General features: G+C 66.3%; 15 protein-coding genes. 5 read left to right on the plus strand and 10 right to left on the minus strand.

All coding sequences use genetic code 11. The features are described 5' to 3' along the window. Positions 1-7: 7 nt before the first annotated feature. Together F3K02_RS19910 and F3K02_RS19915 are read left to right on the plus strand one after the other, a co-directional pair. Entirely contained in the window at positions 8-1,645 is a 1,638-nt protein-coding gene (locus F3K02_RS19910) for a GMC family oxidoreductase (protein ID WP_177137349.1), read from the plus strand. Then, the gene (locus tag F3K02_RS19915) at positions 1,642-1,941 is read left to right on the plus strand and encodes an antibiotic biosynthesis monooxygenase family protein (RefSeq protein ID WP_177137350.1); all 300 of its coding nucleotides are present in this window, start codon (positions 1,642-1,644) and stop codon (positions 1,939-1,941) included. The genes F3K02_RS19910 and F3K02_RS19915 overlap by 4 nt, the downstream gene beginning before the upstream one ends. Positions 1,942-2,051: 110 nt before the next feature. On the opposite strand, the gene rocF is transcribed toward F3K02_RS19915, so the two are convergent. The 9 genes from rocF to F3K02_RS19960 form a co-directional block, all read right to left on the minus strand. Then, on the minus strand, positions 2,052-2,969 hold the full coding sequence (gene rocF, locus F3K02_RS19920; protein WP_177137351.1) for an arginase: 918 nt from the start codon (positions 2,967-2,969) through the stop codon (positions 2,052-2,054). A gap of 88 nt (positions 2,970-3,057) precedes the next feature. After that, a complete protein-coding gene (locus F3K02_RS19925) occupies positions 3,058-4,350 on the minus strand; it encodes an FAD-dependent oxidoreductase (RefSeq protein WP_177137352.1) in 1,293 nt (430 codons plus the stop codon). Positions 4,351-4,360: 10 nt separating this feature from the next. Beyond that, positions 4,361-4,684: a c-type cytochrome gene (locus tag F3K02_RS19930; RefSeq protein WP_177137353.1), complete on the minus strand. Its 324-nt coding sequence runs from the start codon at positions 4,682-4,684 to the stop codon at positions 4,361-4,363. A 208-nt stretch (positions 4,685-4,892) separates the two neighbouring features. Continuing rightward, positions 4,893-8,318 (minus strand): PAS domain-containing protein, encoded by a 3,426-nt coding sequence (locus F3K02_RS19935; RefSeq protein ID WP_177137354.1) that lies wholly within the window; start codon positions 8,316-8,318, stop codon positions 4,893-4,895. Positions 8,319-8,427: 109 nt separating this feature from the next. After that, a complete protein-coding gene (gene icmF / locus F3K02_RS19940) occupies positions 8,428-11,721 on the minus strand; it encodes a fused isobutyryl-CoA mutase/GTPase IcmF (RefSeq protein WP_177137355.1) in 3,294 nt (1,097 codons plus the stop codon). A 300-nt stretch (positions 11,722-12,021) separates the two neighbouring features. Continuing rightward, on the minus strand, positions 12,022-12,921 hold the full coding sequence (locus tag F3K02_RS19945) for a PPK2 family polyphosphate kinase (RefSeq protein WP_177137356.1): 900 nt from the start codon (positions 12,919-12,921) through the stop codon (positions 12,022-12,024). A 165-nt stretch (positions 12,922-13,086) separates the two neighbouring features. Beyond that, positions 13,087-15,102 (minus strand): TRAP transporter large permease, encoded by a 2,016-nt coding sequence (locus F3K02_RS19950; protein WP_177137357.1) that lies wholly within the window; start codon positions 15,100-15,102, stop codon positions 13,087-13,089. Then, complete coding sequence (locus tag F3K02_RS19955) at positions 15,099-15,719, minus strand: TRAP transporter small permease subunit (RefSeq protein ID WP_177137358.1); 621 nt, start codon at positions 15,717-15,719, stop codon at positions 15,099-15,101. Before F3K02_RS19955 ends, F3K02_RS19950 begins: the two co-directional genes overlap by 4 nt. A gap of 60 nt (positions 15,720-15,779) precedes the next feature. Further along, positions 15,780-16,898 (minus strand): TRAP transporter substrate-binding protein, encoded by a 1,119-nt coding sequence (locus F3K02_RS19960; protein ID WP_177137359.1) that lies wholly within the window; start codon positions 16,896-16,898, stop codon positions 15,780-15,782. Between the two features lie 283 nt (positions 16,899-17,181). Between F3K02_RS19960 and F3K02_RS19965 the strand changes: the two genes are divergently transcribed. From F3K02_RS19965 to cqsA, 3 genes are all read left to right on the plus strand, one after another. Continuing rightward, a complete protein-coding gene (locus F3K02_RS19965) occupies positions 17,182-17,427 on the plus strand; it encodes a metal-sensitive transcriptional regulator (RefSeq protein WP_177137360.1) in 246 nt (81 codons plus the stop codon). Positions 17,428-17,460: 33 nt separating this feature from the next. Next, the gene (locus F3K02_RS19970) at positions 17,461-18,585 is read left to right on the plus strand and encodes an MBL fold metallo-hydrolase (protein ID WP_177137361.1); all 1,125 of its coding nucleotides are present in this window, start codon (positions 17,461-17,463) and stop codon (positions 18,583-18,585) included. A 182-nt stretch (positions 18,586-18,767) separates the two neighbouring features. After that, positions 18,768-20,015, plus strand: a complete 1,248-nt coding sequence (gene cqsA / locus F3K02_RS19975) for an alpha-hydroxyketone-type quorum-sensing autoinducer synthase (protein WP_177137362.1) — start codon at positions 18,768-18,770, stop codon at positions 20,013-20,015. Here cqsA and F3K02_RS19980 read toward each other — a convergent pair. Next, positions 20,003-20,989: a response regulator gene (locus tag F3K02_RS19980; protein WP_177137363.1), complete on the minus strand. Its 987-nt coding sequence runs from the start codon at positions 20,987-20,989 to the stop codon at positions 20,003-20,005. The two genes, cqsA and F3K02_RS19980, sit on opposite strands and share 13 nt — an antisense overlap. Between the last annotated feature and the right edge of the window lie 5 nt (positions 20,990-20,994).

The following is a 20,994-nucleotide window of genomic DNA, read 5'->3' on the forward strand; positions in this document are numbered from 1 at the left end:
AGACCTTATGTTCGACTACATCGTCGTGGGCGGTGGTTCGGCGGGCTGTGTGCTCGCCGGACGCCTGAGCGAAGACCCGGCCGTGCGCGTGGCCCTGCTGGAAGCCGGTCCACCCGACAGCAGCGTGCTGATCCATTGCCCGGCGGGCCTGGCCGTGATGGCGAAATACGAACTCAACGGCTGGGGCTATGCCACCGTGCCGCAACCCGGCCTGAACGGCCGGCGCGGTTACCAGCCGCGCGGCAAGGTGCTCGGGGGGTCCAGCTCCATCAACGCCATGATCTACGCCCGCGGCCACGCCAGCGACTACGACGGCTGGGCCGCCCAGGGCAACCCGGGCTGGTCGTTTGCCGATGTGCTGCCGTACTTCAAACGCGCCGAGCACAACCAGCGTGGCGCCGACGCGTGGCACGGTCAGGGCGGGCCGCTGAACGTGATGGATCTGCGTTCGCCGAACCCGTTTCTGCCCTCGTTCATCGAAGCCGGCCAGCAGGCGGGCCACCCGCTCAATGCCGATTTCAACGGTCCGGAGCAAGAGGGCATCGGCGCTTACCAGGTCACGCACAAGGACGGTGAGCGCTTCAGCGCCGCCAAGGCCTACCTCACGCCGCACCTGGGGCGCTCCAACCTGAAAGTGATCACGAACGCGCTGACCACCCGCGTGCTCGCGGAAACCGTGGATGGCCAGCCGCGCGCGCAGGGTGTGGAATACCGCCCGGACGGCGGGCGCGGCCCGCTGCAGACGCTGTTGCTCAACCCCGGTGGTGAGGTGCTGCTGAGCGCAGGCGCCTTCGGTTCGCCGCAGTTGCTGATGCTCTCGGGCATCGGTCCGGCGGCACACCTGGCCGAACACGGTATCCAGGTGGTGCACGAGCTGCCCGGCGTGGGCGAGAACCTGCACGACCACCCGGACGTGGTGATGGTGGTGAACGCGCCGAAGCTGACCGATCTGTTCGGCCTGTCCCTGGCCGGTGTGGCGCGCATGGTTCGGGGCCTGTTCGAATGGCGGCGCCACCGCAGCGGCTTGCTGACCACCAACTTCGCCGAGGCGGGCGGCTTCATCAAGAGCGCGCCGGACGAAGCGATACCCGATCTGCAACTGCACTTCGTGGTCGGCAAGCTGGTGGACCATGGCCGCAAGACGGTGCTGGGCCACGGCTATTCCTGCCATGTGTGCCTGTTGCGACCGAAGAGCCGGGGCACGCTGCGCCTGGCCAGCGCCGATCCGCAGGTGATGCCGCTGATCGATCCGGCCTTTCTGAAGGACCCGGACGACGTGTCCCGTCTGGTGCGGGGTTTCAAGCGCATGCGCGAGCTGATGCAGCAGCCCGCGCTCGCGCGCCACGGCGGCCGCGAATCCCGCGCGTCGGCGCTGGCGCAGAGCGATGCGCAGATCGAGCAGTTCGTGCGGTTCCACGCCGACACGATCTACCACCCGGTTGGGACCTGCCGCATGGGGCCGGATGCGGGGGCGGTGGTGGACGCACGCCTGCGCGTGCACGGCGTGGCGGGCTTGCGGGTGGTGGATGCGTCGGTCATGCCCAGCGTGGTGGGCGGCAACACCAATGCCCCGGTGATCATGATGGCGGAGAAGGCCGTCGATATGATCCGGGAAGACCATTCTTATGAAAGCGCCACATCATGATTCTTGAACACGCCGACATCCGCATCGACCCTGCCAAGGCCACCGAATTCGAAGCCGCCATCCTGCGCGGCGCCAGCACCGTGATCGCCCAGGCCAAGGGTTTCAAAGGCTTCAAGGTCAACCGCAGCATCGAGAGCGCCGGCCGCTACATCCTGATGATTTACTGGGACACGCTGGAAGACCACACCGTGGGTTTCCGCCAGTCACCCGCATTCGCTGAGTGGCGCAGCATCGTTGGCCCGTTCTTCCTGCAGCCACCGGTTGTCGAACACCTCGAACTCGTCGGGAAGAGCTGAGCCCACCCCCATCGCCGGCGCACTGCGTGTAGCTGGCTCCGCCCCTCAAGGGGCAATGCCTGCGGCCTGGCAGGGCCAGTTCCGCGGCATCCTGGACAAAGTCCGGGAGGCTACTTCTTCCTCATGAGGGTGGACTTGCCGAACAGGCTCTCGATCAGGTCCACGGCCAGCTCGGCGGTGCGGTTGCGCACATCGAGCGCGGGGTTGAGTTCCATCACGTCGAGCGAAGCCAGGCGCCCGGTGTCGGCGATCATTTCCATGCACAGCTGCGCTTCGCGGTAGGTCGGGCCACCGGGGATCGTGGTGCCCACGCCGGGCGCGATCTCGGGGTCGAGGAAGTCGACGTCGAAGCTCACGTGCAGGTGGGTGTTCTCATCCACGCCCAAGAGCGCCTGCTCCATGGTGTGGCGCATGCCCATCTCGTCGATGTAGCGCATGTCGAACACCTCCAGGCCGGCTTCGTGCACCAGCCGCTTTTCACCCGCGTCCACGCTGCGGATGCCGATCTGGCGCACCACATCGGCAGTGATCGCCGGTGTCTGCCCGCCGATGCCGGTGAGTGGCTCCGGGCCGTGGCCACACAGCACCGCCACCGGCATGCCGTGGATGTTGCCGCTGGGCGTGAGGCTGGCGGTGTTGAAGTCGGCGTGGGCGTCGAGCCAGAGCACGCGCAGTTTTTTCCCGGTTTCGCGGCAGTGCCGGGCGACGGCGCTGATGGAGCCGATGCCCAGGCAATGATCGCCGCCGAGCACGATGGGCAGTCGGCCCTGGCGGAGTTCGGCGTGCATGGCCGTGTGCAGGGCCTGGTTCCACGCCGCCACTTCCGCCAGGTGCCGGTAGCCCTCAATCGGGGGCAGCCAGGGGTTGGCCGGGCCGTTCAGGTTGCCGCGGTCGGTGACCCGCAGGCCGTGGCTTTCCAGCACGGCCGCAAGGCCGGCCACGCGCAGGGCTTCGGGGCCCATGGAGGCGCCGCGCGCGCCCGCGCCGATGTCGGTGGGAACGCCAATGAGGCTGATGTCGAGTTGCATGGCGCGATTGTGCGGCAAGCGCCACGGATGTGCACCCCGCGCCAGGGTGCACCCATGGAGCCTGTCACACCCTGGCGCGCGCCGTGGGTCAGGCGAAGCTGTCGGCCATCAGGGCGTCGAACCACTCTTCCATTTCTTCGAAGTGCTCGCGGTCCCAGCCGACCGAGGCGGCGGACGAATCGGGTGCCGGCACCATGGTCCGGCTCACCGGGTCGTACTGGAACACCGCGGTGAGCCAGGCCGCCTGGGTGGCGGTGATGGTGGAGTAGCAGGCCGAGTTGGTGACCGGCTGCGGGTCGGGCTGGCCGCCGCCGAAGATGCGCGCCAGCGCATCGGCGCAGACCTTGGCCTCTTGGTTGGCGATGTGGCCGGCCTTGGGCTGTGTGGTGGCGCTGGAGTCGCCGATCACGTGCACGCGGGGCGCCACCGTGCTGGCGTAGCTGAGCACGTCCACCGGTGCGAAGCGGCGTTCTGTCGCCGTGGCCAGCCCGGCGCGGCGAACGATGGCGGGAGCCCGTTGTCGACGGATGAGGTTGATCACGTCACCCTGGATCTGCCCGGTGCTGGTGTGCAGGGTCCTCTGCGCCACGTCGGCAAAGGTGACGTCCACACCCGTGTGGTATTCGATCACCTGGCTGTGCAGGCCGAAGAAGGCGTTGGAGAAGTTGTCCCTGTGCGCGACGAAGTCCGGGTTGGCGTCGAGCACGATCAGTTTGGCGCGGGGTTTGCGGACCTTCATCCAGTCGGCGATGGTGCAGGCGCGTTCGTACGGCCCGGGGGGGCAGCGGTACGGTGTCTTGGGAATGGTCAGCACCATGGTGCCGTTGGCGGGCATGGCGGCCATCTGGTTTTTCAGCAGAACAGCCTGTGCCCCACCTTGCCAGGCGTGCGGCATGGCGTTGGCGTCGGTCAGGCCGGGCATCGGGTCAAACTCGATGCCAGTGGCCAGCACCACGCGGTCGCCGCTGAGCGTGCGGCCATCGGCGAGGCGCACGATGGCGGCCACCGGGTCGACTTCGGTCACCGCAGAGGTGATCACGCGAACGCCATAGCGGTCGCGCAAGGCGGTGTATCCAAAGGTCAGGTCGGCCGACGTGCGGCGTCCGACCAGCAGTTCGTTGCTCAGAATGGGGGAGCGGAAGCTGGCGAAGCGTTCGACCAGCGTGACATCCACCGCGTCGCCCCACATGCGCATGTACTTGCAAAAGGTGGTTCCAGCCATGCCACCACCAACCACGATCACCCGGGCCTTGGGGCTGGCGGGCGGGATGGCCAGCGGGTTGCCGCCGGCATCGGTGGTCTGGGCCTGGGCACGCACCGGGAGGGCCAGATGGCCCAGGCCGGCTGCGGCCAGGGCTTGCAGGAGTTCGCGTCGGTTCATGGTCGGCTCCTCAGCGGGGTTGTTGGGAGAGCCATTGCGCGAGCTGGCGCAACTGGGCATCGGTGTAACCCAGTGCGTGGCGCACCATGATGTCGCGGCCCCGCTCGCGGGCGCCCTCGGCGCGCATCTCGCGCAGTTCGTCGTAGATCTCGTCGGCGCTTTCACCGGCGAGCCGTTCGAACCCCGGCCCCCGGCCGTTGGTGCCGTGGCACTGGAAGCAGTTCGAGGCCAGCAGTCGGCCCGGCGGGCTGACGGCGGTTTGCGCCAGGGTGGACAGGGGTGCGCTGAGCGCCAGCGCAAGCAGCAGGCCGTGCGGTCGGGGATGTCGGGACATGTCGGGCTTTCTTTGAGCGCAGACGGTGGGCCTGCTGGTTGCAGAAGATAGGCCGATGCCCCTTTTATGGTTGTGGGTATCTGTAAGCAATTGCAGGCCGATACCCCCGGTGGTTCAAGCGCCCACACCATGCACCGGGAGCAAAACCGGAACACGTATCCATGGGTAACCGTTACAGATGCGTTCAATACCCCCACGGGCACCGGCATCAACCCTGCGGCAGTTCGAGGTGGAACGTGGTGCCCTGGCCCGGTGTGCTGTGGGCCCAGATGCGCCCGCCCATGCGTTCGACGGCCTTGTGGGCCATGGCCAGACCGATCCCCGTGCCCGGAATCTGGTCCTGCCGGTGCAGCCGCTGGAACATGCCGAAGACACGATCGTGGTGCTTCATGTCAAAGCCCATGCCGCGGTCGGTCACCTGCAGGTGGACGGCACCATCCTGCTCGTGGGCTTCGATGCGGATCTCCGGCGCCCTGTCGGCGGGCGTGAACTTCAGGGCGTTGTCCACCAGGTTGCGCAGGACCATGGCCAGCCCATTGGGATCGGCCAGCACTTGCAGGTGATCGGGCACCGCGACCTGCAGCTGGCCGTGCCGCTCGTTCAGACTGTCCTGGAAGGGCAGGACCACCTCTTGCACCAGCTCCGCCAGCACCACGGGTTCGACCTGTTCGGTCATCTGTTCCAGACGGGCGTAGGCCAGCAGGTCGCTGATGAGTTGCGACATGTGCAGGGTGGCCCGCTGGATGCGCTGCAGGTACTCGCGGCCCTGGTTGTCGAGCTGGGTGCCGTGTTCTTCCAGCAGCAGGGTGCTGAAACCCTCGATGCCGCGCAGCGGGGTGCGCAGGTCGTGCGAGGCGGAGTAGGTGAAGGATTCGAGCTCGCGGTTGACCGCCTGCAGGCGCTTGACACTGGCCTCCAGCTGGCCGGTGCGCTCGGTCACTTTCTGCTCCAGTTGCCCGGTCAGCTCGCGTATCCGGGCCTCGGCGCCGGCGCGAAGCTTGAGGTTGACCAGCATTTGCGCGAACAGTTTGAGCAGGGCGATTTCTTCGTCGTCGTAGCGGTGCTGGAGGCGCACCGAATCCAGACCCACATAGCCCAGGCAGGCATCCGGACCCATCAAGGGCAGGGTGATGAGGCTGCGGATGCCCTGGGCTTGCAGCACCGCCTTCAAGGCGCCCTCGGGCATGGTGTCGACGTCGGGCACGTGGATCACGTCGCCGCGCTGGTGCGTGGCCACCCAGTCCGGGTCCCCGTCCAGCGGCAGGTTCTGCAGGTGGGCTCGCCCGGACGCGATGCCTTCGGCACACCACTCGTGGGAGTTCGAACGGGTTCGGGCGGCCCAGTCGTAGTCGAACAGGTAGGCCCGGTCGGCCGAAACGAATCGGCCCATGTCGCCCAGTGCCTCGTGGATGGCGGCGTCCATCTGCGGCACCGGCAGGTTGATGAACCGGCTGGCCAGGCCGAACAGCAGCACCACGAAATGGTTCAGGCGCTCGCGCTCGTTTTCGAGCCGCTTCTGATCGGAGATGTCGCGCACGATCGCCATCAACTGTTCGCTGCCGGGCAGGCGCGCCAGCCGGGCCTCGAAATGGTGCGGACCATCGGGCAGAGGCAGCATGTATTCGTGGCGCACGAGCTGGCCGGACCGGGTCTCCATCGCCTTCTTCATGAACGGGGTCACGAATTCGGGCGGCATGACTTCGTGCACGCGCTTGCCGACGAACTGATCGGGTGGGGCGTAGAGCAGGCTTTCCGCGCTGGCCAGGTGCTCGATGATGGTGCCTTCGTCGTCCAGGAGGAAGAACAGGTCGGGCAACACATCGAAGATTTTTTCCAGCAGCTGCCGCTGGTGCAGGGCGGTCTGCTCGGCCGCCTTGAGATCGGTCAGGTCCACGCAGCTGCCGATGTAGCCGAGGAAGTGGCCATCGGCATCGTGCCGGGGAATGCCCTGGTCGAGCATCCAGCGGTAGCTGCCGTCGTGGCGGAGCAGGCGGAATTCGGTGGAAAAGGGTTGGCGCGATTCGAAGGCGCGGTCGTAGGTGTCCTGGCAACGCGCCTGGTCGTCGGGGTGCAGGCTGCCGGTCCAGTTGTCATCCAGTTCCTCTTCCAGGCGGTGACCCGTGAACTCCAGCCAGCGCTGGTTGACCCAGTCGCAGCGCATGTTCTGGTCACTGGTCCAGAAGAGTGCCGGTGACGCGTTGGCCACAGTGTCCAGCCGGTGCAGGGTCTGGCGCTGGGCTTCCTCCAGCGAGCGGCGCTCGGTGACTTCGAACGCGGTGCCCGCCATGTAGGTGGCCTCGCCGCTTTCGTTCCAGGACGCCTGCCCCTGTGTTTCAAACCAGCGGTAGGCGCCGCAGGCATCGAGCAACCGGAAGGTTTCGGCAAAGGGTTGGTGCTCGCGCAGGTGCCGGATCAGCGCCTCGCGCATGGGACCCTTGTCGTCCGGGTGCAGCCGGTCGGTGAAAACCTGCAGGGCGCGATCCGGCGGCGGGGGCTTCAATCCCAGGCGATTCCAGATCGCTATCGGCACATCCAGCACCCGGGTCAGCGCGTTCCAGTCCCACACGTGGCCGGAAGCGGCCGCGAGCCGGAAGCGCTGCTCGCTGTCGGACAGGGCGCGCAGCGAACGGCTCAGCCGGGTGCTGCCATAGCCCATGGCCAGCGTCAGCAGCGCACAGGCGCCCAGCAGGTATGGCAGCTGGCCATACCAGCTGGCCAGCACGGTGGTGGTCGGGATGCCGTAGACGATGACCAGCTGTTCGGCGCCGTTGTTCAGCTGCTGGAACGCGACCCGGCGTGCAACGCCATCGAGCTGTCCGACGGTGTCGAAAACGCCGTGTCTGTTGCGCGCGAGCAATTGCGCCAGGGCCGGGTCGACGGCTTGTCCCAGGTGGTCTTCGACATACGGCGCGCGCGCCAGCACGGTGGCGCCGCCATCGGGCTCCAGGCGGAACAGGGCCACGCCGCCGCCGTTGGGCGCGCGTTCGGCCTCCAGCCGGCTGAGCAGGGGGGTGAAGGCGATGTCGGCGCCGTAGGCGGTGATGCCGTGGCCGTTGGGCGCCGCTTTCCAGATCAGCGGGATCACGCGGTTGTGCGGGGGGCCCTGGGTGAGGCCCACATGCCACCGGTCCGGGGGGAGCGACGTGACGTCGTGCTGTATCGGCGGCATGGCCCTGGGTGACGGGTTCGAGCCGAAGGCCACCAGGTCGTTGGCGTGACCGTCCCGGTCCAGCGCATGCAGCTCAAACGGCAGCGGCAGGGTGGAGAGCAGGGCGGCGCGGTCGGCTGCCGCCTCGCCCAGCCAGGCGTCCGGGGGGCCGTCCGGTGCACGCAACCGCAGCCGGGTCTCGGCCTGTTCGATGGCCTTGCGGGCCACGGCCAGGGACTGCTCGACATCTTTGACCAGCCGGGTGACCCGGCGGGTCGCCACGTCACCCGCTTCGTCCAGCGTGCGCTGGCGTTCCTTCCAGGCAAAGGCGATGGTGCCCACCAGCAGCAGAACGATGGTCGACGCGGTCAGCCAGTGCAGGAGCTGCCGCTCGGAAGCTGGCCCGGTTTCCGCCGGTGGAGCAGGTGTGCGCCCGGCAGGGGACGGCGGTGCGGAGGGCGGCTGGGAACCCGTGAAGGTTGGCATGTGGTGGGGTCGCGTGGCGCTGGATTCAGTCTAGCAGGACCGACCGGCACGCCGACCCCCTTCACCGTGGCGCACGCATCCCGGCCACAGCCCCACAGACCCCTGGGATCTACATGTTGCGCCGGTACTGGCCACCGACCTCGAACAGCGCGTGGGTGATCTGGCCCAGCGAGCACACGCGCACCGCGTCCATCAGCACCTCGAACACATTCTTGTTCTCGATCACCGCCTGCTTCAGCCGCGCGAGCTGGGCCGGCGCTTCGGCCGCGTGGCGGTCGTGGAAGTCGAGCAGACGCTGCAGCTGCGACTGTTTTTCTTCGTCGGTCGATCGCGCCAGTTCGATGCTCTCGGGCGTCTGGTCGCCCTGCGGGTTGCGGAAGGTGTTGACGCCGATGATGGGGTACTCGCCGGTGTGCTTGAGCATCTCGTAGTGCATGCTCTCTTCCTGGATCTTGCTGCGCTGGTAGCCGGTCTCCATGGCACCGAGCACGCCGCCGCGTTCGGCGATCTTCTCGAATTCGCTCAGCACGGCCTCCTCGACCAGCTCGGTCAGCTCGTCGATGATGAAGGCACCCTGGTTGGGGTTCTCGTTCTTCGCCAGACCCCACTCGCGGTTGATGATGAGCTGGATCGCCATCGCGCGGCGCACCGATTCTTCAGTGGGTGTGGTGATGGCCTCGTCGAACGCGTTGGTGTGCAGCGAGTTGCAGTTGTCGTAGATCGCGATCAGTGCCTGCAGCGTGGTGCGGATGTCGTTGAACTGGATTTCCTGCGCGTGCAGGCTGCGGCCGCTGGTCTGCACGTGGTACTTTAGTTTCTGGCTGCGCTCGTTGGCGCCGTAACGTTCCTTCATCGCCACCGCCCAAATGCGGCGTGCGACGCGGCCCAGCACGGTGTACTCCGGGTCCATGCCGTTGCTGAAGAAGAAGCTCAGGTTGGGCGCGAAGTCGTCGATGTGCATGCCACGCGCCAGGTAGGCTTCGACGAAGGTGAAGCCGTTGGACAGCGTGAACGCCAGCTGGCTGAGCGGGTTGGCGCCGGCTTCAGCGATGTGGTACCCGCTGATCGACACCGAGTAGAAGTTGCGCACGTCGTGGTGCACGAAGTACTCGGCGATGTCGCCCATGACCTTGAGCGAGAACTCGGTGCTGAAGATGCAGGTGTTCTGGCCCTGGTCTTCCTTCAGGATGTCGGCCTGCACCGTGCCGCGCACGTTGGCCAGCGTCCAGGCGCGGATCTTCTGGGTTTCGTCGTCGGTGGGATCGCGACCGTTGTCGGTGCGGAACTTGTGCAGGCTCTGGTCGATGGCGGTGTTCATGAACATCGCCAGGATGCTGGGTGCCGGCCCGTTGATGGTCATGGAGACCGAAGTGGCCGGGTGGCAGAGATCGAAGCCGCCGTAGAGCACCTTCATGTCGTCCAGCGTGGCGATGCTCACGCCCGAGTTGCCGACTTTGCCGTAGATGTCGGGGCGCGGATCGGGGTCGTTGCCGTACAGCGTGACCGAGTCGAAGGCGGTGGACAGGCGCTTGGCGGGCATGCCTTCGGACAGCAGCTTGAAGCGGCGGTTGGTGCGGAAGGCATCGCCCTCGCCCGCGAACATGCGGGTCGGGTCTTCCCCTTCGCGCTTGAAGGCGAAGGTGCCGGCGGTGAAGGGGAAGCTGCCCGGCACGTTGTCGAGCATCAGCCACTTGAGGATCTCGCCGTGGTCTTCGTATTGCGGCAGGGCCACCTTGCGGATGGTGGTGCCCGAGAGGCTCTTGGTGGTGAGCGCGGTGCGGATTTCCTTGTCGCGGATCTTCACCACGTATTCGTCGCCGGCGTAGGCCTTCTGCATGTCGGGCCACTGGGTGAGCAGCTTGCGCGCAGCCGGTTCCTGCTGCAGCTCGCGCGCCTGGGCGAGGTCGATGGCGGCTTCGGCGGCTTTGGGGCGGTTGGGCTTGTCCACGGTCAGCATGGACGCTGCGGCCCGCAGCTGCTGGATCTCGCGTGCGATCCGGGCCTGCTCGCGGGCCTTTTTCTTGTAGCCGCGCACCGTGTCGCTGATCTCGGCCAGGTAGCGCGTGCGCGCGGGCGGCACGATGGGCGTCTGGTTGGTGCTGTGGCGCACGTGGACCCGGGGCAGGATGCCTTCCGTCATCGGCAGACCGAGTTCGGTCAGGCGCGCCTTGAGCGCCTGGTAGAGCGCGGTCACGCCGTCGTCGTTGAAGCGCGCGGCCATGGTGCCGAACACTGGCATCTGGTCGGGCATGACGGTGAAGGCCTCGCGGTTGCGCTGCACCTGCTTGGCGACGTCCCGCAGCGCGTCGGCCGCGCCCTTGCGGTCGAACTTGTTGATCGCCACGAACTCGGCGAAGTCCAGCATGTCGATTTTTTCCAGCTGGCTGGCGGCGCCGAACTCGGGGGTCATCACGTACATGGGCACGTCCACGTGCGGCACGATGGCGGCGTCGCCCTGGCCGATCCCTGAGGTCTCGACCACGATCAGGTCGAAGCCCGCCACCTTGCAGGCCGCCACCACGTCGGGCAGGGCGGCGCTGATCTCGCTGCTGGTGTCGCGCGTGGCCAGGCTGCGCATGTAGACGCGCTGGCCTTTCTGCCACGGGCCGATGGCGTTCATGCGGATGCGGTCGCCCAGCAGCGCGCCGCCGCTCTTGCGGCGCGAGGGGTCGATGGAGATCACGGCGATGCGCAGCGCGTCGTCCTGGTCGAGCCGAAAGCGGCGGATGAGCTCGTCGGTGAGGCTGGACTTGCCCGCGCCGCCGGTGCCGGTGATGCCGAGCACGGGCACTTGACGGCCTGCCGCGTCCTTGCGTACGGCCTCGACCAGGGGCGCGTCCGCCTTGTCGTTCTCCAGCGCCGTGATCAGCTGCGCCAGCGCGCGCCAGTTCATTTCGTGGTGGCCCTGGATGGCTTCGAGGGCCTTGGGTGCGTAGCCGCTGATGTCCTGGTCGCAACGCATGACCATCTCGCCGATCATGCCCTGCAGGCCCATGCGCTGGCCGTCTTCCGGGCTGTAGATGCGGCCCACGCCGTAGCTGTGCAGCTCGCGGATTTCGGCCGGCACGATCACGCCGCCGCCGCCACCGAACACCTGGATGTGCTCGCCGCCGCGTTGCTTGAGCAGGTCCACCATGTACTTGAAATATTCGACGTGACCGCCCTGGTAGGAACTGATGGCGATGCCCTGCGCGTCTTCCTGCAGCGCGGCGGTGACCACCTCGTCGACCGAGCGGTTGTGCCCGAGGTGGATCACCTCGGTGCCCATGCCCTGCAGGATGCGGCGCATGATGTTGATGGCGGCGTCGTGGCCGTCAAACAGGCTGGCGGCGGTGACGAAGCGCACCTTGTTGGTGGGGCGGTAGCTGGCCAGGGCCTTGAAGTCGGCGGAAAGGTCTGTCATGGTCTTGTCTCTCGGGCGGGTCTAGGGCCTGTTCACACTATCTTTCCAAGTGCGAATGGGTTGGAAACAGCGCCAATCTAGGCGCAGGACGACGGCCAGACTGGATGTCTGGCCTAGGAGTGCAACGACGAGTGGCGCTGTTTCCAGCCCATTCCCTTCGGGTTGCGGCCAAAAGGGCCATGCGCGGCGTTGCGAAGCCTTGCCGGGGGGCGACCCCGGCTGCATTTCGCGCCTTGCGCATGGCCTTTTTGATCCGCAACGCATCTTGGAAAAATAGTGTGAACAGGCCCTGGTGGGTCGTTATTCGATGCGCAGGCCCTTGAGGGCCGTGTCTTCGGGCGGAAAGCGCAGGTTCAGCGCCTTGAGCGTGTCGCGCACCAGGGTGGCGATCATCAGGTTGCGGTGGGTCTTGGAATTGGCGGGCACCACGGTCCAGGGCGCCCAGGGCGTGCTGGTGGCACCGAGCAGGTCTTCGTAGGCGCGCTGGTAGTCGGGCCATTGCTTGCGCACATCCAGGTCCCCGAGGCTGAATTTCCAGTGCTTGTCCGGGTCGTCGACGCGCTCCTGCAGGCGCTCGCGCTGCTCGTCGAAACCGATGTGCAGCATGCACTTGAGGATCACGGTGCCGGTTTCGGCGAGCAGGCGTTCGAAGTCGTTGATGTGGGCATAACGCTGGCGCGTCTGCTCGGGCGTGATCCACTGGTTGACCACCGGCACCAGCACGTCTTCGTAGTGGCTGCGGTTGAAGACCGTGATGTGCCCGGCGGCCGGCACCTGCTGGTGGATGCGCCAGAGGTAGTCGTGCGCTCGCTCGGGCTCGGTGGGCGCTTTCCAGCCCACGGTGTGCACGCCCAACGGGCTGGTCTGGCTGAACACGCCGCGCACGGTGCCGTCCTTGCCCGAGGTGTCCGTGCCCTGCAGGACCACCAGCAGCTTGTGGCGGCCGTCGGCGTAGAACAGGTTCTGCAACCGGTCGATTTCCTGGGCCAGAGACAGCAGCACGGCCTGGTCGGCGTTTTTGTTGCCGACGGAAAAAGGTTTGGCGCCCGGGTTGAACGAGGCCAGCGAGGGGCCCTTGCCGTTCTTCCCGTTTTTGCCATTGCCCGCCGGCTCGATCTGCCAGGCTTGCCAGGGACTGCCCTTGGCGGCTCGGACCGCTGCGGCCGGGAAGGGCAGTGAAACGTCGCTCGGGCTGGGCATGGTGTCTCCGGGAGTTGGGCAGGCAGGGTGCATCAGTGACGACCCGGCGTCAACCCGTTAGAGTTGACGTTTACGTAAACGTAATGTTAACCCGATTTGCCCGGAAACGGTGCGCCTGACGCCCAGCCTGTCGAGGCTGGGCGTCAGGGTGCGCAGACGATGGTCCTATTTGTAGAGCACCTCGGGCAGCCACATGCCGATGGCCGGGAACAGGTAGAGCAGCACGATCGCCAGCACCTGGATGCCCATGAACGGCAGCATGCCGGCAAAGATCTGGTTCAGTGTCACGTGCTTCGGGGCCACGCCTTTCAGGTAGAACGCGCTCATGGCCACAGGCGGGCTGAGGAACGCGGTCTGCAGGTTCAGCGCCACCAGCAGACCGAAGAACAGCGGGTCCACCCCGAAGTTGTCCAGCAGCGGGATGAAGATGGGCATGAAGATCACGATAATCTCGGTCCACTCCAGCGGCCAGCCGAGGACGAAGATGATCACCTGGCTCAGGATCAGAAACTCCGTCTTGCTGAGGTTCATGCCCAGCACCCACTGCTCCACCAGCGCCTGCCCGCCGAGCAATGCAAACGCGGCCGAGAAGATGGCCGAGCCGACAAACAGCCAGCACACCATGGCGCTGGTCTTGGCGGTGAGGAACACGCTTTCCTTCACCACGCTGAAGGTGAGCTGCCGGTAGGCGGCGGCCAGCAGGAAGCCGCCGAGCGCGCCCACCGCCGCCGCCTCGGTGGGCGTGGCCAGGCCAAACACGATCGAGCCCAGCACCGACATGATGAGGACCAGCAACGGGAAGAAGCTGGACAGCAGCATCTTGAAGATTTCGAGCCGCGCGTAACTCAGGATGCCGTAGAAGACCGCGAGCGCCAGCGCGCCCACGCCCAGGCCGATCCAGTAGCCTTGCGAGGCGGACTGGGTGGTGGCCGCCGGCTCGGTGCCCGACGCCGTCGGTGCGGCCGGCTCGGCGCCCGGAGGCAGGGCCAGGTTGTCGGCAGGTGGTTCGGGGGTGTCTGCCTCGGCACCTGGGGGCAGGGCCACGGCATCGCTGTCGGCGCCAGGTGGCTCGGCCAAGTCGTCATCGGCGGAGGGGGGCTCACTCAGGCCCTCCTCTTCGACGGGGGGTTCGGCCAGGCCGCCCGCATCGTCGCCCGAGGCTTCTGGGGCTGCGCCTGCGCCCATGGGCTGCAGTTCTTCGTAGGTTTCCACCGCCGCCACCCGCGTGGCGCTCTGGTAGCTGAGCACGGCCACGGTGACGAACAACAGGGCGGGCAGCAACACGATGCCCAGCTGGCGCAGCATGTAGCCGGTGGGCACACCGTGGTTGTTGGCGCCCTTCAGGCCTTTGACGAGACCGCCCAGAGCCCAGCCATTGCCCGTGGCACCCATGCGCGTGAGGGCGGCGGGCAGCGGCACGATGCGCTGTTCGGCGCTCAAGGGCGGTGCCCAGGTCGGTTTGACCTTGGCGACGATGATCACGTACAGGATGTACAGGCCCGCGAGCATGAGACCGGGGAAAAAGGCGCCAGCGTAGAGCTTGACGACCGACACGCCCGCGGTGGCGCCGTAGACGATGAGCAGCACCGAGGGCGGGATCAGGATGCCCAGGCAGCCGCCGGCGGTGATGGAGCCCGCCGTCAGCCGAACGTCGTAGCCGGCGCGCAGCATCTGCGGCATGGCCAGCAGGCCCATGAGCGTGACCACCGCGCCCACGATGCCGGTGGCGGTGGCGAAGATCGCGCAGGTCACGAGCGTGGCCACTGCGAGCGAGCCGGGCACCCGTGCCAGCGACAGGTGCAGGCTGTGGAACAGCTTCTCGATCAGGTTGGCGCGCTCGACCAGGTAGCCCATGAAGACGAACAGCGGGATCGAGATCAGCACGTCGTTGCTCATCACCGAAAACGCGCGCTGCACCATCAGGTCCAGCGTCTGCCGGATCGCTCCCGCCGAGGTCTGGTCGCCCGAGTGGTAGGCGAAAAACGCGAACAGCATGCCCATGCCCATGAGCGTGAACGCGGTGGGAAAGCCGAGCATGATGGCCACGACCACCAGCGAGAGCATGAGCAGGCCATAGTGGCCGTTGGTCATGGTCGGTGCGCTGATCACCATGGCCAGCACGCCCGCCAGGATCAGGCCCATCAGCCCGAAGCCAAACCAGAGTTCCTTGCGAGCCTTCATGGCTGGCCACCTTTCTGGCTGATCAGGCGGTCCAGGCTTTCGATGTCACTGTCTTTGACATGGACCATCTCCTTGAGCTTGTCCACATCGACTTCTTCCACGTCCTCTTCGCGCGTCGGCCACACGCCCGTTTTCAGGCAGATCACGCAGCGCAGGATCTCCACCAGCCCCTGCAGCAGCAGCATGGCACCGGCCACGGGCACCACGAACTTGAAGGGGTAGATCGGCAACGGGTCGGCGTTGAAGGTCTGTTCGCGGATCGCCAGCGAGTCGTTGGCGAAAGTCCAGCCGGCCCAGGTCAGCGCCACGATGCCGGGCAGGAAGAACACGATGTACAGCGCCAGGTCGATGGACGCCTGGGTGCGTGGCTCGAAGAAACCGTACAGCACATCGCCGCGCACATGGCCGTTCTTGGCCAGGGTGTAGGCGCCAGCGGTCATGAAGAGCAGGCCGTACAGCATGATCTGCGCGTCCAGCACCCAGGCGTGCGGTGTGTTGAGCACGTAGCGCGAAAACACTTCCCAGCTGATCAGCAGGGTGAGCCCCACCACCGCCCAGGCACAGAGCTTGCCGAATCCGGTCGAAAGGCGGTCCACCGTCCACAGAAATTGTTGCATCGTGTGTTCCAACAGAAAGAGAAAGGGGCGCCGATGGCGCCCCTGTGCACCCGCAAAGGATCAGCTCTTTTTTGCACCCTTACCGAAATAGTGGTTGTAGGCCATCTTGAAGTCGACCGTGTAGTCGTTCTGCCACTGGCCGGCACGCTGGGCAAAGGCGCGCTGGCTGTCGAGCACCTTCTTGAACAGCGGGTTCTCGCCTCCCTTCTTGGCCATGATCTTGTCCCAGGCCGCGAGCTGCGCGCGCAGGATGGCGTCGGGGGTCTTGTAGAACTTCACGCCCTGTTTCTTCAGCTCGATGTAGTCCTCCGAGTTGCGCTGGATCGCTTTCCAGCTCATGTCGGCGCTGGCCGCCTGCACCGCATAGTCGATGATGGCCTTGAGTTCGGTGGGCAACGCCGCGAGCTTGCCCTTGTTGAACAGGATCTCGAACTGCTCGCCGCTCTGGTGGAAGCTCTGCAGCATGCAGTTCTTGCTCACATCGGGGAACCCCAGCAGCTTGTCGGACGACGCGTTGTTGAATTCGGCGCCATCGATCAGGCCGCGGTCCAGTGCGGGCACGATCTCGCCGCCAGGCAGGGGGTTTACCGCTGCGCCCATGTCGGTGTACATGTCCACCGCCAGGCCCACGGTGCGGAACTTCACGCCCTTGAGGTCGTCGGCTTTGGCGATCGGCTTCTTGAACCAGCCGAAGGGCTGGGTTGGCATGGGGCCATACAGGTAGGACACCACGTCCAGGCTCAGGCTCTTGTAGATCTCTTCCAGCAGGGCCTTGCCGCCGCCGTAGTTGTGCCAGGCCAGCAGCATGTTGGGGTCCATGCCGAAGGCCGGGCCGGAGCCCCACAGGGCCAGGGCCGAGTTCTTGCCGTAGTGGTAGGCCACCACGCCATGGCCGCCGTCCAGCGTGCCTTTGGCCACCGCCTCCAGCAACTGGAAGGCCGGTACCACCGCACCGGCGGGCAGCACCTCGATCTTCAGCTTGCCACCGGCCATGTCATTGACCTTCTTGGCGAAGTCGGTGGCGTATTCGTGAAAGATGTCCTTCGACGGCCAGGTGCTCTGAAAGCGCAGGCTGGTCGTTTGCGCCGTGGCGATCATGGGCACCGACAGGGCACCCGCAGCAACGGCCGCACCTTTGATCATGTTGCGGCGTGAAGGGGCAGGCTTTTTCTCGCTCATCGAATGTCTCCAGTGGTTGTAAAAAGGCGTTTCATCATGCGCCGTGCACCCGCGACGTGCTGCAGGGTTTCCACCAACGGTTGTCGTGTGCGTGACGCAAAGGACTTGATTTCACAAGGATTTCTGGGGCCGGAGCAGGTCGGTCTTGAGGGGGTCGCGCCAGAATGCCCCCCCTTGGCGAGGGGCGGGATGGTGCTCACTACAATACTTGTTGGGGTATGTGCAGGGCCATGCGGTGATGCGGCCCCGGGGGGCGAAAACCCCGTTTTCCACAGGAACCGACATGACAACCGTCCACGATCCCGAACGCAAACGCGCCCTGGTGCTCCGACTCAAGCGTGTCGAGGGCCAGCTGCGCGGGATCCAGAAGCTGCTTGAAACCGACGCCGACTGCGAGAAAGTGGCCCAGCAGCTGGCGGCGGCGCGCAAGGCGCTGGACAAGACCTTTTTCACCATGGTCGGCTGTGTCATTGCACAGGGTGACCTGCCGGCAGACGACGTGGCCGACATGCTGGCGCGCTTTTCCTGACCCCACTGTGGTTCAGAACCCCAGGAGATTTCCATGAAACCGATCCAGCTGTTTGACCCCGCTTCCAGCACCTACACCTATGTGCTGTTTGACCAGGTCACGCGCGATGCGCTCATCATCGACCCGGTGGACGAGCAGATCGAGCGCGACCTGGCCGTTCTGCGCGAGTACGGCCTGAAGCTGGTCTGGACGGTGGAGACCCACGCCCACGCCGACCACATCACCAGCGCCGGCCAACTGGCCGAACTGGCCGGTGCCCGCACGGCCGCGCCGCAAGGCTGCGGCATCGGCACCGCGGGCATGCAGCTGCAACACGGTGACACGTTGCCGTTTGGCGGGGAGCGCCTGCAGGCCCTGCACACCCCGGGTCACACCGCCGGCAGCATGAGCTACGTGTGGCGCGACCACGTCTTCACCGGCGACACCCTGCTCATCAACGGCTGCGGTCGCACCGACTTCCAGTCCGGCAGCGCGAGCGACCTGTACCGCAGCCTGACCGAGGTGCTGTTTGCCTTGCCCGATGCCACCACCGTCTGGCCCGGCCACGACTACCAGGGCCGCACGCATTCCACGATCGGTCAGGAAAAGAAAGGCAACGCCCGCGTGGCGGGCAAGAGCGAGGCGGAGTTCGTCGCGATCATGGAGGCCTTGCAGTTGCCCAAGCCGCGGCGCATCGACGAGGCCGTGCCGGCCAACCTCAGTTCGGGCCTGCGCCACGATGTGGATGGCGCGTTGCTGCTGCAGCCCCGCCCGGTGGCGGCGGCGCACCAGGGCAGCTACGCGGGCGATGTCTCGCCGCAGCTGGCGTGGCAGTGGGTGCAGGCCGGCGAGGCGGTGCTGGTGGACGTGCGCAGCGACGCCGAGCGCGAATGGGTCGGGTTCGTGCCGGGCGCGGTGCCGGTGGCCTGGAAGCAGTGGCCTGGCATGACGATGAACCCGGGGTTTGACCAGCAGTTGGGCAGCATTGACCCAGGAAAAAAACTGGTGTTGCTGTGCCGCAGCGGCGTGCGCTCCATCGCGGCGGCCAAGCGCGCGACCGAGCTGGGCTTCGAGGCCTACAACATCCTGGAGGGCTTCGAGGGCGACCCGGATGCCCACGCCCACCGGGGGCTCAAGGGCGGTTGGCGTCACCACGGCCTGCCCTGGCGGCAGAACTGACCCCGACCGTTGCACGGCAGCTGCCCGGGTGCGGCGGTGGGTGGGATGCGACCGCTGGTCGGCAGATCTCCATCAAACTTGAGAAAAAAGCGTAACAAGACCTGTCAGACCTGACAGGTGTCGTGCCGTTCGTCACACATTTCTTTTTTCAATGGGATTTTCTTTCTCGAAAGGATATCCCCATGGAAACGCTTGAGCTCACCCGCACCCCAACGGCCATCAACCCGGCCTTCTCGGCCCACCTTTGCGATCGCATCGAGCGCGATTTCATTCAGCGCTGGAACCAGCAATGGGGCGGCCGATCGCTGGTCCACGGACGCGACCCGGGATCGAATGCGGTCCGCCTGAACAGCAACGACTACCTGAGCGTGACGGGACATCCGGCCATCGTCGCTGCGCAAGTGGCGGCGATTCGTCAGGATGGGGAGTTCGTCATCCAGTCTGGCTCGTTCCTGCTGGAGAGCCACCCCGTGCGCGCGTTTGAAAAGAAGATGGCCGCATGGATCGGCAAGGACGACGGGGTGTTGTGCCAATCCGGTTATGCGGCCAACGTGGGCCTGCTCCAGTGCATCGCGGACGAACAGACGCCGGTCTACATCGACATGCTGGCCCACACCTCGCTCTGGGAAGGCGCACGCCGGGCGAATGCCCCGACCCATCCGTTCCGGCACAACGATGTGGATCACCTGCGCCGCCTGATCGGCAAACATGGGGGTGGTCTCGTGGTGGTGGATTCGGTCTACAGCACCACCGGGTCCGTGGCGCCCTTGACGGACCTGGTGGACCTGGCCGAAGCGGGCGGCTGCATGATCCTGGTGGACGAGTCGCACTCGCTCGGCACGCACGGGCCTGGCGGGGCCGGTCTGTGTGTCGAACTGGGGCTCTCCAGCCGGGTGCACTTCATCACGGCCAGCCTGGCCAAGGCGTTTGCCGGGCGCGCGGGGTACTTCAACATACCGACCGGCCTGCGCAACTACATCCTGAGCACCAGCCACCACAACATCTTCAGTTCGTGCCTGTTGCCGCACGAAGTGGCCGCGCTCAATGCCACCCTGGATGTGATCAAGGGCTGCGATGCCGAGCGTGAGCGTCTGCATCGCCACTCGCTCAGGATGCGCCAGGACTTCATCGACCAGGGGTTTCCGGTGCACCAGGGCACCGAGCAGATCATCGCCCTGGAAGCGGGGCCCGAGCCGGACACGCTGGTGCTGCGGGACCTGCTGGAAGAACGGGGCATCTTTGGTGCGGTCTTCTGCGCCCCCGCCACGGCGCGCAACCGTTCCATCGTGCGACTGACCTTGAGCGCGGCACTGACCGACGCCGAGCTGGACCACGTCGCCGAGGCGGCGCGCGAGATCGCGCCGCTGGTCAAGCCCTGGGACTGGCCGGTCGCGCGGCGAGCCCGGGGCGCGGCCACTCAGGCGTCCTGAATCTTGCGCGCACCCTGGACATCCAGGAAGTTGTGGTACGGGTAGATGGACTGCGGCAGGTCGGCCTCTGCCAGCTTGAAACTCGCCGCCTTGAGCAGTCCATCGTCGCCCACATTTAAGGAGAGCGCGGTGCGGATGGCGCCATGCAGACCCAGTTGCTGGTGCAGCTCCACCGCGGGCAGCAGACGCCCCTCGCCAACGGCGCGCGCCACGTCAAAACCGAGACCCGCGGAGGTGGCCAGTTCTGCCAGATCGGGCAGTCCGTTGGTCGGTTCCAGTTGCAGCCACTCGCAGCGGCCGGACACATCCAGGCCGAGCAGACCGAACGGCTCGCCCAGAACCACGTACTCGATCCAGTGCTTCACGGCGTAGGCCTTGAGCGCGGTGGCGATCGACGGAACCTGCAGCAGCGATTGCTGTGAGGGATTGAGGACGGCGCGCCAGAGCGTGTTGAGCCGGGGGTGCGGGGCGTGGATCAGTTTCGCCAGGGCCGTCAGCAGTCGACCGGTGATGTCGGCGGTCTGCTTGGGGATGAACTGGTCGATGAGGCCGCTGTTGAACGCCTGAATGGCGACCTGCTCGTCGGCCTGCCCGGTGAGCAGCACGCGTGCGCCGGGCCAGTCCAGCAGCGTGGTGAGCACTTTCAGACCATCGGTGCCGGGCATGGCGTAGTCCACCACGCAGACCTGGGCGAGCTGGTAGCGGGCGGTGCTGGCGGCCCAGTAGCGCAGCACCTGGGGAATGAGGGCCTGTCCGCGTCGCCAGCGTTCGATCATCTGCAGGTGCATGCCGGCGTCGGCCTCCCAGCGGGCGGGCTCGTCGCGCATGCGCTCGCCAAAACCCGAAGGGCGGCAGTAGAGCTCGACCTGCAGGTGGCTGGGCAGCACCATGCCCAGCATTTCCAGGTAGTCGAGGTCGTCGTCCAGGAACAGCAGGCTGCCCGAACGGTGGTAGAGGGGAAGCTTGAGGGCCATGGTGT

The organism is Hydrogenophaga aromaticivorans (assembly GCF_013387465.1).
Taxonomy (GTDB): Bacteria; Pseudomonadota; Gammaproteobacteria; order Burkholderiales; family Burkholderiaceae_C; genus Hydrogenophaga; species Hydrogenophaga aromaticivorans.